Origin of the sequence: Pantoea sp. SIMBA_079, from assembly GCF_046940275.1 — a bacterium.
In the GTDB taxonomy this organism is placed as follows: domain Bacteria; phylum Pseudomonadota; class Gammaproteobacteria; order Enterobacterales; family Enterobacteriaceae; genus Pantoea; species Pantoea borealis.
In genome coordinates, this window is sequence record NZ_JAWRYR010000003.1 from 246,524 (window position 1) to 260,914 (window position 14,391).

The 14,391-nt window shown below is 50.7% G+C and carries 11 protein-coding genes; all 11 read right to left on the reverse strand.

Annotated features, from left to right (window positions below; translation table 11 throughout):
• Positions 1-3: 3 nt before the first annotated feature.
• The 11 genes from SB719_RS06890 to SB719_RS06940 all read right to left on the reverse strand — a co-directional run bounded on the left by SB719_RS06890 (position 4) and on the right by SB719_RS06940 (position 14,097).
• Positions 4-747: a hypothetical protein gene (locus tag SB719_RS06890; protein ID WP_412159069.1), complete on the reverse strand. Its 744-nt coding sequence runs from the start codon at positions 745-747 to the stop codon at positions 4-6.
• A gap of 46 nt (positions 748-793) precedes the next feature.
• Complete coding sequence (gene tssA, locus SB719_RS06895; RefSeq protein WP_412159070.1) at positions 794-2,374, reverse strand: type VI secretion system protein TssA; 1,581 nt, start codon at positions 2,372-2,374, stop codon at positions 794-796.
• Complete coding sequence (locus SB719_RS06900) at positions 2,374-5,769, reverse strand: ImcF-related family protein (RefSeq protein WP_314687026.1); 3,396 nt, start codon at positions 5,767-5,769, stop codon at positions 2,374-2,376. The genes tssA and SB719_RS06900 overlap by 1 nt, the downstream gene beginning before the upstream one ends.
• Entirely contained in the window at positions 5,756-6,910 is a 1,155-nt protein-coding gene (locus tag SB719_RS06905; RefSeq protein ID WP_108569926.1) for a hypothetical protein, read from the reverse strand. Before SB719_RS06905 ends, SB719_RS06900 begins: the two co-directional genes overlap by 14 nt.
• A gap of 3 nt (positions 6,911-6,913) precedes the next feature.
• Positions 6,914-7,180, reverse strand: coding sequence for a PAAR domain-containing protein (locus tag SB719_RS06910; protein WP_288653644.1), 267 nt, complete (start codon positions 7,178-7,180; stop codon positions 6,914-6,916).
• Positions 7,181-7,233: 53 nt separating this feature from the next.
• Positions 7,234-7,800, reverse strand: a complete 567-nt coding sequence (locus tag SB719_RS06915) for a tetratricopeptide repeat protein (protein WP_314687018.1) — start codon at positions 7,798-7,800, stop codon at positions 7,234-7,236.
• A gap of 60 nt (positions 7,801-7,860) precedes the next feature.
• Positions 7,861-8,508, reverse strand: a complete 648-nt coding sequence (locus SB719_RS06920; RefSeq protein ID WP_412159071.1) for a DUF2931 family protein — start codon at positions 8,506-8,508, stop codon at positions 7,861-7,863.
• Positions 8,509-8,593: 85 nt separating this feature from the next.
• Positions 8,594-9,241, reverse strand: coding sequence for a DUF2931 family protein (locus tag SB719_RS06925; protein WP_412159072.1), 648 nt, complete (start codon positions 9,239-9,241; stop codon positions 8,594-8,596).
• 94 nt (positions 9,242-9,335) lie between these two features.
• Complete coding sequence (locus SB719_RS06930) at positions 9,336-9,983, reverse strand: DUF2931 family protein (RefSeq protein ID WP_412159073.1); 648 nt, start codon at positions 9,981-9,983, stop codon at positions 9,336-9,338.
• A complete protein-coding gene (locus SB719_RS06935) occupies positions 9,980-11,563 on the reverse strand; it encodes a DUF2235 domain-containing protein (RefSeq protein ID WP_314687012.1) in 1,584 nt (527 codons plus the stop codon). The genes SB719_RS06930 and SB719_RS06935 overlap by 4 nt, the downstream gene beginning before the upstream one ends.
• Before the next feature lie 2 nt (positions 11,564-11,565).
• The gene (locus SB719_RS06940) at positions 11,566-14,097 is read right to left on the reverse strand and encodes a DUF2345 domain-containing protein (RefSeq protein WP_412159074.1); all 2,532 of its coding nucleotides are present in this window, start codon (positions 14,095-14,097) and stop codon (positions 11,566-11,568) included.
• Positions 14,098-14,391: the final 294 nt, after the last annotated feature.

Genomic DNA, 14,391 nt, shown 5'->3' on the forward strand with positions numbered 1-14,391 from the left:
CTCTTATTTGAACGCACCCATATCAATCATCAATTTGAGAAACGTCAGCGATATCGGGAAGAAAATAATGTCCGCTGCAGCCGCAACCGGGGTAAGAATCACATTGGTCAGAATATTACCGGCATGAATATCGGTGACCTGTTTATCGGTCCACAATTCAATTTCGTACTGACTGGCAGTTTTACTCAGCTGTTCATCTCTTAAACCGAGGCTTTTTTCAGGAACAATGACGCCTTTTATTTTTATCCTGCTGACACACGCATTATCAGAGTAATGGAAGCCGAGTGACTGCATATCCTGTGCTTCGCATGGACTGGTCATCCCCGGACGGTTCCGCGCGATAACGTTAAAATCACCTTCGAATCTTGCCACTGAACGTTTAGTTGCGGGTGACACAAGCCCCAGCTTTATTTTTCTATCATTCCCCTTCAATTCAAGCTGATATCGGCTGTGTAGTGCATCTGTTTTCAGAAGATGTTCACCTCCCGCAGTCACTACGTAGATATTTTTTTTACCTACAAACGCCAGGCCATCAGGCGGAATACCCACAGGATAGCTCGTCCTGTTATTTACCACTGAAGCCTGAAGTCCTTTATAGCGGTATACACCGCCGATATTATCACTGGCTACTTTTCGGTATTTAATTTGTTGTGAAGTCGATGGGTTAACTCCCCAGATCAAAACTGTACAGCCACACAGACTTAAAATAGCAAACGCACACACCAAGCACCTGATTAATGTCATCATTCCTTTGGACCATTTTTTTTAAATTAAAGAAAGAGGTCAGGCCGTATTAAGGAAAGAGCACTGACGCTCGTGCAGCATCGATAGTCACCAGCCCGGCCAGCAGCTGCTCCATGTCAGACTGCATACGGGTTTTATCCGTTTCACTCCGGCCCGTGCGGGCACGCAGTAACTTCAGCCGGCGGGACTTTACTTCAAATAACAGCGCTGGCTCCCACTCCGCCAGCGTCATACTCTCTGCGGTATCATCGAGCGCGCCCAGCAGCTGCAGTGCCAGTTCCTGACGACCAGACTGTTCAGCGATCCGTGCCATCAGCAGGCGAAGGAGCCACTGCTGGCGGGGAGTGCGAATACCGGGTCGCTGCTGCAGCCAGGCCAGCGCAGCTTCAATGCCCTCCCTCTCTGCCAGCTCAGTGGCCTCACTCTCCAGTAACAGCACGTCATCTTCCGGCATGCCCGTCACAGCGGCGGGATCGGGTCCGGACGCACTCTCCGTTATCATGACCTGCTGCTGGATCCAGCTCAGCGTCACCTCATCCGCAAACGGCATGCCGTCGCTGAAGGCCAGCGTTTCCAGCCCGCGCAGGCGTGAGAGCAGCCCCTTCAGGTCATCCTGAACAATAGCCGCAAACTCCGTATGCCCCGATCGCAGCTGCGCCTGGTGCTGATACCACTGCAGGTCAAGCCAGAAGTGGTTTGTTCCCCGGCTGAACAGGCTGTCCGCCTGCTCAGCCAGCTCGGCCCAGCTCTGCTGGATCCAGAGGCGTTTAAGCAGCGCGCGCTGGTCAGATTTTGGTGGCGTAACACGACTGTTGCCGTTACCTGACAACAGCGGCAGCTGACTGAGCGTGTCATGGCGGAGGGTTTTCATCAGCCGGTGTGCGGCCAGCGCGCCATTTGGCTGCTCGCGCAGATAAGCTGCCAGCGCTCGCGCCTGCTCCATCAGCTCCCGCCCGGAGCTGATGGCAGCCAGAGCTGGCGCAGCTGAGGCTGAAGACGCGTCTGGTTGCCGGCTGTCTGCTGTGGTCAGCGGCACTATCGCATCAGGACCGCCTGCGTTAAGCAGCCGGGACTCCAGCGCGCTGTAAAGCCCTGCGGAATGGGTGCCGCCCTGCGTCCTGCAGATGTCATCAATAGCCAGCAGCGCCGCCACGGTGCGCTGCGCCGTCGCGATCGTCACCTCCGGATAGAGCGTCAGCGTGTCCAGCACGCGCGCGCTGGATATAAAATTCAGCGCCGCCTCGCGACTGCGCGTTCGCTGCGGATGCAGGTCGTCACCAAAGCGCTGCAGCAGACCCGCCAGCAGGGCCAGGCCCTCAGCAAACCCCTCTTCGCCATCCTGCTGCAGGCGGGCGAGGCTATACCAGACCGCTACGCGGATATCTTTCGCTTCCGACGTCAGTATCTGCGCTGCCAGCGAACAGATAAGCGTCGTATCCGCACCAGACAGCCGGTTCATCTCTTCCTGCATCTGCTGAAACGCATCGGTATAGGTCGGATCTTCACCGGCGGGGAGGCTGGCATTCACAGGCTGCAGCCAGTGCTCCCATAAAAGAATGTGCTCAGCAGCCTGTACGCGGAGGTGTTCCGCATCCATGCCGCAGGCGCTAATCAGGGATTGCAGGGGCATCACTCCTCCTCACTGAAGTCAGCATCATCCGACGGGCTTTGGGTGCTGCCGGTGATAAAAATATCGGACGGAAGCGTAAAGTTGCGCAGCTTCAGCAGCACCAGCGGCCCCTCGCCGGCTTCGGTACGCAGGATATAATTTAACGGCCGTCCGTCAGGGGCATGCCAGGTAAGCTGCCAGCTGCTGCCGGACCCCGGTCTGGCACTGACCTGCGCCTTCTCCAGCAGACGAATCAATCCCCAGCTGCCTGGCATGTCAGCGTACAGACGGCTGCCTGCTTTGGTGCTGATCCAGCTCAGCGATGCGCCCGGCGCTTCGGTGTCGGCAGGCCAGGTAAAGCGCCGCCAGACCGGCTGCTGGTTCATGTAAGTCAGCTTCTGGCTGTCGATTATCAGGTCAGTCTGCATCACGTCTGCTGCCGTTCCCGGACGCAGCTCAAAATGCAGGCTGGCATCACCGCTGATAAATACCACGTCAGCAATCTGACTGAGCTGATTAAGCGCCTGCAGAAAAGCCGGATTAAATGTCAGTCCGCGGGCGTTAATGCGGTCCGGTACCCAGCGGGTCCCTTCGCGGTGCAGTACGCCGCTCAGGCGAGCGTGCAGAAAGCGGGTAAGGCGTCCGTTTTCTGCATTCAGGTATTTCGCCAGCAGCGGCAGTGATACCTCGCTGCTGACGTTTCTGAACGGGTAGCGGCCGTCAAATGCGCGGTTCCACTCGTTCACCACGGCCTGCTGCCACTGTGCGTTGAAGCTCCCTGCAGCCGGCATCAGCACCTGCCGCCACGCCTGTTCTATCGGGCGCACAAACACTGTCTGCCCGAAACCACTCCACTCCTGTCCCAGTCCGGCGGCGACCAGGCTGCCGTAGTCACGTGTCTCCGTCAGATCAACGCTCTTGCCCTGAAATACCGTCTGCGCCAGCGCCTGCGTCATCGCCTGCGGATCTGCCGCACTGGTGACCTGCTGCAGACGCAGGCGTACCTGGGTCACGCGCGTCAGAAAAGTGCGCAGGCTCAGGGTGCTGCTGCTCTGATTATCGGTCAGCGCCAGCAGCGGTCCGAAGGTGGCATCAAGCGGCCCCCGCGGGCCGCTGCGCTGGTCAATCGCCGGGCGCCTCTCCCGGTTAAACAGGTTTTGCGCCGATCTCACCAGCGAGTCGCTCATCGCGTCGCCGCTCTGTGCAGTACGCCCCTGCAGGTTGAGCGTGTTCATCAGCGCTACCAGCGGCGACTGTCTGACGTCCGCTATCAGCGTGAGCTGGTCAATTGCATCGGAGAGCGTTGGCGCGGGCTGCAGGCGCAGACTATTAAGGAAGTGCAGCCAGGCCGCACTGTAATCGGCAAAGTAGCGGCTGGCGAACCTCGCTTCCAGTGCCTCAGGCGAAGCAGCATCACCCGCGGGCGGCGGTGCATCACTCAGCACCCAGTCAATCTCTTCACGCCGCTCACGTGCCACCTGTTCAATGGCAGGTTTAACACCCTCTTCCCACGCCTGCCGGGTGAACATGCCGGGCACAACCTCATCGGTGGTAAAGAGGCGACCGGCATCCGTATCCCCGCTCATATCGGCCAGCCGCATATCGGCGTACTGGTGCTTTATCCGGGCAATCACCCGCTGATATTGCCGCGATTCGCTGTTGGTCACCCCCATCTGGCGTACCAGCAGAGTGCGTACCTGCCCGACCAGATCCGGGTCGGCTTTCAGTGCCCATTCGGGATGCGTAATGAGATGCTCCGCATAGAAGGCCAGCAGCAGCTGCCCGCTTCCCTGCCAGCGAGCGTCATCCAGACCTTGCCGCTGCGTCCAGCTCTGCATCAGCGTCTGGCTGAACCAGGCGGCATCCATACGTTCAGGACGCGCCAGCATCAGATAGAGTCTGAGATGCACATAGGCCTGCTTTGCCTGCGTTTCGCGCAGCGGATTGTCGGGCGGGAGTGCGGCATAAGCCTGCAGTGCATCGGTGAGCCAGTCTGCGGCGGCGTCGCGCAGCAGAGACTGTGCTGCCTCAAGGTAGCGTGGCCATAAGGCAGACCGCAGTTCTTCGTTCTGACTAAGCCCGGCGCGCTGATACCATGGCACGCCATGTTCCGCGCGATACTCCAGGCGAGCCAGCGTATTCTGAAATGCAGTCAACGCGTTCATGCGCTGTTCAGGCGACTGATTCGGCCTGACGGCAAGCGCGGCCTGAGCATTTACCTCAGCAATCTGTCTGTAATTAGTTACGTATGCCATGCCTATCCACGCAGCCCAACCCACCACTGCCAGAGAAGCACAAGACGCCATCACCTTTTGCCATGGAACGCCCGGCTTACGTGGCCGAAGCTCTGCAGGAAGTGTCTGAACTGAAGCAGGCAGAACATCCCAGCACTTATCCATGCGCCAGTGGTGCATAGCAGCTTGCCTGGCACCCGCAGAAGGCTGGCTGAACACCAGCCCCGCAAGCGGTAGTGGGCTAAATGGAGTGAGCAGCACTGAGGGGAGTGCAGACACGTTCTCCGCCCCGCGGCTGAGCTGGTCAGCGAGCGTCAAAAGAAAGTTATGTTTTGCCTCACCACAGGTTTGCTGCAGCCCCTGCGAGATGAGTGCCGGCGTCAGGGCAGTCAGCGTTTCTGTTAAAGCCTCATTATGACAGGCAGCAGGCAGCAGACAGCCAGTGGCCTGCGTGATACGACCTTCCGGCTTACCGGCGCACGTATGCAGGGACCAGACATATAGCGGAAGCTTCCAGCCCAGCGCATCCATCCGGGCGCGAATGGCATGAGAGAGGGGATCCATGCTGCTCTCAGAAAGCAGCGACAGCGGCTGCTTCAGTCCCGGCGCTGACAGCTGGTCGAACGCCGGGGTCACCCACACCATTCCATCAACCGGACGGCGACGCAACCTGCGTAACGCCATCAGCCAGGCTATGTCCGGAGGTGTGTTGAGATCGCCACCCCACAACAGCAGCGTGCCACGGTCTTCCTGCCAGAGCTGAGCCGGCAGGCCCGGGGTTAATTGTTCCACTTCATCAACTGCGCCGGTTATCAGCAGGATGCGCGTTTTACCTGCCCAGCGGCGACCGTGGAGGTTACGCAGGGTAAGGCGGATAGCATCAACGGTGACGTTACGCGGTGCGGTCTGTGCAACACGACTTTCATCAGCAGGCAGGACATTCTTTCGCTTAGCCTCTAAGCGATGCCAGCCCTGCTGAATAGCCAGACACATTGTTCTGCCATGACGAAGCATCATCAACAGAAATAACGCACCGGCAAGTACCAGCATTTTCATAAGCGTAGTATGTAGCCCAATCCTGTCGCCAAAGTGCCATATCAGCCAGACAATCCCTCCTGCAATAAGGGCGGAGAATCCCAGCCGGCCCCATTCTCCACGCCATAAAGAGTCACCTGTTTTCATTAGTTATATTCCCTGTTTGCACCGTATTAATAAATTTCTGCTCATCATCCTTTGAGAGCATCAGGCAGTCCGCTTTTTGTATATTGACGATATCGCTGGCTACAGCAGCTAGTATCCATGGAGAGAAGGGGCCACTTATTCCGGCATATTTTTCCAGCCAGTGAAGCTGTTCAGGTTTCCAGTAACCGCCATATTCTCTGGCTGAATTAAGCAAACGAAAAAATGCATTACCCCAATCCACTTTGTCACCAACGATACTGACCGTTGAACAGGCCTGCGTTTGCGTTGAGAAAAACGTATCCAGCGACGTTTCTGATATTTCCCTGTCAAGTGCCATTGGACGCAAAATACGGGCGTTGAAAGAGAGGTTGAATTTTGTGACCACATCATCGGAGGTCATCATAAGAAGAGCCAGCGCATCACTATACGCATCTCCTCCCTGAGTCTGATGAATCAGGATTATTTCCACATCCAGCGCAGGCGCGCGAATTCGCTCATCCAGTGAAAGGAAGGACTTCGACTTAAGAATGGTCAACCGGGGTCCCGGGCGATCGGGAATATCTCTCTGCCAGGCATTCATAAATGCAGCCTGCAACGCAGGCAAATCATCAGAAAAATCGGTCAGCAATGTAACGACAGGTACGATACCTGAAGGCAACGTTGCCAAAGCCTGATTTACCCCTGCTAGCAAAACAGAAAAGTGCGCCTCAGGAGTGTGTAGAGCGATTCGTCGGGATAAAAATGTGCTTTGCTCCAGTGTTGGCGGAGAAGCCAAAAGAATTTTAGATGTCAGATTTGCAGGCAATATAACACCGCTGTGCAGGACTGCGATGTTGCGGCCAGCCCACTCTTCCCACTGCTGTTGTGCAAATTCTGCTTCATTTAATTCAAATTCATGTCTGTTAAACGCGTTGTTGTAGAGCCAGCTGCGCAGGCAGAGAAAGAATATCCAGATAACAGCAGGAAATGAGGTGGCAGCCCAAAGATTATATGCTTTAAGTACTCCTGCCAGTTTATTAGCATGCAGGACAAATAATAGTATGCACCCGACCAGTGCCAGAACCCCTGCCATTATCCACAGGGTGAATGAAGGCTCTTCGGGCTTAGCTGATATTATTGATTTTTGACGCTCCCAACTCATTATTTATCCTATTGCGCAATCCGGCGCACTGGAAATAACCTGACAGCCACATTCGCAGTGGCAACCATTAACAACCACGGCTTTACCATCTGATATCCATTCTGGCGAGCCATCGATAATAGCATTAATGCCATGGCCATTTATCGGGCAACTTATTTTATCGCCAACAAGGGCAACACTCTTTCCATTAATTACCATTGTTGATGAGACGGAAATGACCTGTCCACCATGTGTGGTTTTATCACCCAGCAACACAAAACCTTTCGACATATTGAGACCCATCTTTAATTTCGCATATAAATTTCATTATGCATGTAATTTTATTAGTTCTTTTGCTTAATATCTTTTAACTTATCACACGCATTGTAATCACCTTTAGAGCAACTATTTTTGAAAAGTTCGACGGCCAGCTCCTTGTTTTCAGCAACTCCATTGCCATCAAAGTACATCGTGCCCAGGTGATACATCGCCGAAGGCTGGCCTTGTTTTACTGCAATCTCAAGCCAGCTTCTGGCTTTGGCATAGTTCATTTCAGCTCCCTTACCATTGAGGTATGCATAGCCTAAATTCATCTGGGCAGTGGCATTGCCATTTTTCGCTGCTTTCTCATACCAGTAATTCGCCTTTTCGTAGCTTTGCGCGGTTTCTTTTCCGTAATAATACATATCACCTAAATCAACCTGAGCATCCGTGTTTCCGAGTTCAGCAGCGATCTGGTAGAACTCGAAGGCTTTTTTCATATCCCGCGGAACCCCCATACCTAAATGATACATATTAGCTATTTTATTTGCATCGTCCGCCCTGGTTGTTGATATGGTATCGGCAATGGTTGTTGCAGAAAATAAACAAGCAGAGATAAAAATAAAAAATAAGCTATTCGATGGCTTCATGAAAAATCCATTTAGATGAGAGGGAGGTTGTTTTGCTAATTTTACTTTAAATATGGTTACTTACCAGATTCCATAAGGATACTTTTTATCTTTAATAAAATCAGGAGTATCTCCATAGTATACATATCCATCTGGATGTCCTGTGACACCTTTGCACATATCGAGTTCTTTACCTGAAACAGTTATTATTTCTGTATCGATTAATGGGATATCTGAATGACCATATTGCCTCAGCCAGACGCGGACTTTCCCCTCAGGCGCCAGACCTATCAGCATCGTCTGCCGGTATGCATTTTTTCCTGGTTTCAGAACGTCATGGTAAGGGCTAATCATCTTTTCCCATGTATCCTGAGTGAAAAATAGAGTGGATTGGTAAGTTTTCTTATCAATTATTGAATCCCAGCAAAATATCATTATTTGCGGCAATCTTTCGGCCTGGTTAAATTGCGTATTTCCTGCTGAATTCTTTTCACTCCAGCGTCCTGTGCTGATACCCCGAGGTTGATCAATAGTCCGATATGTAGATGCATAGCCATCTATGTCCAGCAGCTTTAACAATGTTACCTGTGCCGGCAAAGATTTAGGCGTGGTAAAAGCAAAATACCACATCTCCCAGGGAGTCTTGTAACTGTCAGGTTTATTGCTGGTACAGGCGGTAGTAAAAATCAAAATTAAGAAAACCGAAATCAACCTGGATATATTTTTCATAGCCACCCTCACTTTCTTTTTGCAGGCTACGCACAACGAACTGACAATATATTTAATAAATAGTTACCCCGCATTTAAAAAATATTCACCAGGAGCCATAAGGATATTTTTTATTTGAAATAAACGCTTTCGTTTCATTGCTGTAACCATAGGAAAAATTACTTCCTGTGACACCTTTGCACATATCTAGTTCTTTACCTGAAACAGTTATTATTTCTGTCTCGATTAATGGGATATCTGAATGACCATATTGCCTCAGCCAGACGCGGACTTTCCCCTCAGGCGCCAGGCCTATCAGCATCGTCTGTCGGTATGCATTTTTTTCTGGTTTCAGAACGTCAGGGTAAGGGCTAATCATTTTTTCCCATGTATCCTGAGTGAAAAAAAGAGTGGATTGGTAAGTTTTCTTATCAATTATTGAATCCCAGCAAAACATCATTATTTGCGGCAATCTTTCGGCCTGATTAAATTGCGTATTTCCTGCTGAATTCTTTTCACTCCAGCGTCCTGTGCTGATACCCCGAGGTTGATCAATAGTCCGATATGTAGATGCATAGCCATCTATGTCCAGCAGCTTTAACAATGTCACTTGTGCCGGCAAAGATTTAGGGGTGGTAAAAGCAAAGTACCACCTGTCCCAGGGAGTTTTGAGATTGTCAGACTGATCGCTGGCACAGGCGGCAGTAAAAATTAAAATTAAGAAGGCCGAAATTAATCTAATAATATTTTTCATGAGCAACCGCTCTTCTTATTGAAGGCGGCGAAAACCGAAATGAGGTTCAGATGGGTTATTAAAATGGAACACCCCAACTCTAAAACAAATTTATTCACCATGAACCATAAGGATATCTTTTCCCGTTTATAAATTTTTTTATACTCTCATTATATTTGTACCCATTAGGAAAGTTCGTTTCGCCTTTACACATATCAAGCCCCGCTCCTGAAACAGTCATTATTTCTGTATCATTTAATGGAATATCTGAATGACCATATTGCCTCAGCCAGACGCGGACTTTTCCCTCAGGCGCCAGACCTATCAGCATCGTCTGGCGGTATGCATTTCTTTCCGGTTTCAAAACGTCAGGGTAAGGGCTAATCATTTTTTTCCATGTATCCTGAGTGAAAAATAGAGTGGATTGGTAAGTTTTCTTATCAATTATTGAATCCCAGCAAAATATCATTATTTGCGGCAATCTTTCGGCCTGGTTAAATTGCGTATTTCCTGCTGAATTCTTTTCACTCCAGCGTCCTGTGCTGATACCCCGAGGTTGATCAATAGTCCGATATGTAGATGCATAGCCATCTATGTCCAGCAGCTTTAACAATGTTACCTGTGCCGGCAAAGATTTAGGAGTAGTAAAAGCAAAATACCACATCTCCCAGGGAGTCTTGTAACTGTCAGGTTTATTGCTGGTACAGGCGGTAGCAGTACACACAAGCAATAAAAGCTGAATTGGTCTGGTAATTAACCTCATGATTTTCCTCCCTGCATATTCCACACAGCGCGAACCCAGCCAGGATTCGGACGATTGATATAAAAAAACAAATCAGATGATTTGACAGCGCCATAGATAGTTTTTACTTTCTTCCCGTCCAGCCAGACATCTTTAACAACTACAGGGTTCCAGTGAGCAGAGCAGTGAATATATTTCCCAATAGTTTCTAATTCAGATGAGGAAAACGACGTCATCACACCACCGCTTCTTACCATTTTTCCCTGGTCAATTGCTTTTTGGCACAACTGCTCAAGCTCAGTAGGAAGTTTCATATCTGGTGATAGTGGGTCGTAAGCCTTGAAAATGCCTCCAGCCTCCTGGGCAGCATCCAGCATTACCCGTAAACTCACTTTGCTCCAGTCATTAGTCACTACCCTCTCAATAGTTATTGCCGCCCCAACACGTTTTTGTAGGGTGCCACCACGTTTTTTATCCTCGTTGACCAGATAGTCATACCAGGTCTCTGTCTTAACCTCACCGCTCGGAATAATTGCACTTAGCCCTGGATTACTATTGAGATCGGATATTTCTGCCACTGAACGCCGATAGACATTGGTCATTTCAGAAGAAATACCTTCATTAACAGTTTCGTTCCGGGGTTCGGTCAGATAAAGATATTCTTTTTCCCTCGGGTTATAGCCACCGCCGATATCTGAATGCACGCCTGGCAGGGCCAGTTCCGGCCACGATTCCCTGATGCTGTTAAGACTAAAGTTGTAGCGGCACTCATGCATCGCCGTAATTTGAAAGACTTTCTGTGCAATACCCGGAGGTAAATCCAGCTCAACGCCAGGGTTCACACCATTATGTACATCAAATAAATTACTTACCGTACCTACCGCGCACACAGTATCAAATAACCCCAGAAAGCGGGTTTCTCCTGCAGGTTTACCATGGTGATTTCGACCGCCCAGCCCTTTAGCTATTGCCAGCCGTATGGCTTTATCGTCGTTTCTTACACGGTTTACAAAGTGGCGGGCTGCGGCTGCTCCACGACTAAATCCAAAAACATCGAACTGAATTTTCTCAATGGCAAAATTTACTCCCTGGTTAAGCGCCAGGAATTTCGAAATTTGCTCAGTGATAAGAGCGACGCCTTCATCAGATTTATCAACTACGCCATAAAACCAGCCGCCTGTCGCCATACTTATCGAGCTATCGCTACTACCTCTGACAGTACCAATGCCCTGTACATAGACTGCTCGTTGATAAACTGCCTGCCCCTCAATCACTTCGTCATCGGTAGCGTAAAGCGTATTCAGCCAGTGGATATTAGAATAATACCCAATATAACTTCCGGCACTGCTGACATTCCAGCCCAGTTTCCTGGCGCAAGCTTTTGCATCTTCTGCCTTCATTCCAACATCAAGATGAGAACATGACTCCAGAATGCGGTTCTGAGTGTTAAATGTGTTGTTTCCCGTACCATCAAAGAAAACCCCAATAATAATTGTTATTCCTGGAACAGGCTTACGCTTACAGACAACTTTTTTCTCTGAAATGTTTACATCAGTAAAATGCTCGCATTCAGTGGCTTCCCATGCATGATAATCAGGCATAGTTATTTACTCCCTGCTACTGAATTGCCAGTGCCAAGGATCTCAATTTTTAATTTCCCAGGCATTGCGGTATATATCGGCAACGTCTTTCCGCTGTCATCTGACACTCCATGGAATACCTGCCCATCAGCAGTTGTTACCCTATATTCAGTCCGGGGGATAATATTGCCTGCTTCGTCAGTCAGGGAGTAAACACCGCCATAGCCTTTTTGAAATTCAGGAGCAGGAGTGTCTGCAGAAGCTGCTCCCATTTTCTGCACATTGGCACATTTCAGCAGAATATTTCCCGGGCAGCCCAGTTCAATATTTCCGTCACTTAACCTGATGTAAGCACCACCGCAGTTAATGACCAGTTCCGTTGTTGCTGTAATATTAATTTTACCTTCGGTGGTGGTTACGGTGACATCTTTCTTCGCTATGACGTCCAGCGCATCATCCTGCGCCTGGATTTCAACTTTTCCTTTCGCCGCAAATAGTTTCATACCAGCCTGACGTGCCAGCATACTGATGGCTTCACCTGCCGCTACCGTAAAGCGCTTTATCACGCTGATATCAGCATTTTTTTGCGCTACGATCCCTACGCTGGCGCTTCCCGAGGAGACGCGTACGCCTTCCGGACTGCTGATACTTATTCCCTGCGGTGCATTCAATACCATCCCTGGCTGTACCAGTTCTGTCAGTGCGTCTGTCATTAATTTCTGGCTTTGAATATCCGCTGGATATGCCTGTGCACCTTCTGCCGCACCTGACAGGCTTCTGGCAATACTCAACGCATGTTCAAGCTGTGCCTCAGCTTCTTTCATGGAGAGCATTTTATTGCTGCCATATGGCTGGCTGTCTGCACTGATGAATACACCGGCTCCGCCACGAACGGTTACCCACTTATCCGTCCGCAGTTCAGCCCCTTCACCACGAAGAACCCTGCTCGCGTCAACGTTATGCCCCAGATTCAGCTGCGTCTTCCCGCCATACTCCGTGCTGAGCTTGATGTGCTCCTCACCGCGCTTATCCTCCATGCGCAGCTTGTTAAGGCCCGCCGTACGGATGACATTGCGCGTGCTGTTTTTTTCAGTGACGTGATCGACATGCCTTGAATCGTGTAACGCGTGCGCGATATAAGGCTGATCCGGATCGCCTTCGCGAAACGCTATCGCTACCTCGGTGCCCTGTATCAGCGGGAAGTGAAAGCCGTACATATCGCCGCCGTAGGGTTTCGCCAGCCGAACAGGCATGCTCTCCAGACCGCGCTCCCGGCTCTCCTCGTCAGCATCAAATACCACGCGGTATAAACCCGCTGCGTCCTGCCAGGCGTAGATATCGTTATCTTTCGCACTGGTCACACGCGCCGTCATGGTGCCGCTGACTTTTGGGCGGGCAAGCAGAGCGGGACGCCAGCAGAGGGTTTCACTGTAAGGTACCGCTTCCAGCATGGACTGAAAGGCTGAACACCGGCTCCCGCTGACGCTGATACGGGTTATTAATGCAGGACTCTGCAGCTGTGCAGGCAGAGTGGCTATGCCTGACCCGGTAATTAACAAAACCAGTCCCGGGCTGACAAAAGCGTCATTGCATATCCCGGTTATCAGCGTCTGTCGGGCAAGAAAACGCTCGTGGTCGAGGCGGGCATAGAAGTTGGCGGTCTCAGGTTCCGGATAAACTTTATCGCCGCTCTGCGGGTGGCGCGGGCAATAGTGATAAACCTGACCATAAGAGATGTTTTCACCATCCCCTCGCGTCACGTCTGCCTGCACCGACCGCAGCACGCGGTGTGCTTCGCGATGGTTATAATCTTTTGCGGTGACGCCCGCTTCAGCCACGTTATATGTGATATTCAGGTTCCAGATGGACTCCTGAGCATTGTCGTTCAGACCCGATGGATTGCTCAGCGGCAGTGACCTCTGACCGTCATAGGCGCTCTGCGCGTCGCCAAACCGGATGACTTCAGTCTTTGTGTCTGGCTGCAGTGTGAAGAAGTAAAAAATGCCAGTTTCCGACAACAGACGCCGTATAAACTGCAGGTCACTCTCCTGATACTGGTTAATCTGCTCTCTTTTGGGGTAATCCTGCTTCAGGCTGAATTCATATTCCCACCTCTGAAAACCATGATCATCCAGTATCTGACTGACCACTTCCGGCACGGATTTATTCACAAAGAATCGGTGTGAGCGATATTGTTTATCCAGAAGCGAGAATCGGGGTTCTATGACGATAAGATAGCTGACCTGGTCTGCGGAACCCGTCAGACGGCGGAAATCGGTGATATAACCGTGAACAACCTTATATGATTCAGATTCAGGCAGTAAACCGGTTCGCATGGTTAGCGTGACCGTTTTGCGCAACATCTGCTCCGGCTGGATGTCTTTATCCGGACTGGTGAACATCACGCTGTAAAGGTAATTTTCGCTCATGCCCTCTGTACCGGTCAGGTTTTCCACATCAACCGGAGAGGCACAGGATGGAATTAATAAAGAATAACGATTAAGCGTAGAGGAGACTGCCGATGCTGCACGTTGTAGTAAATCAGTCGGGATCATTATCATTCGCTCCGTGATGACGGATTTCTATCTCCCTCACTGAGTGCAGAGAGAGTAACTCAGAGTTATTAACAGTATTATTTACTGACCTGAAAGATATTAATATTTACTAAAATCTTTAACCAGTTAGCGCAGACCACAGCATATTAAGCTGAGTACAACCATGGACTCTGCGTTTTTTCTCTAATGCCAGTTGGTTGTATCATCAAATATTCTCTTAATAGCAAAGCTGTAAAGCATGTAGCCGACAACCATTTCAAGCAGCGACAATACGCCCCATCCTACTCTCCATTG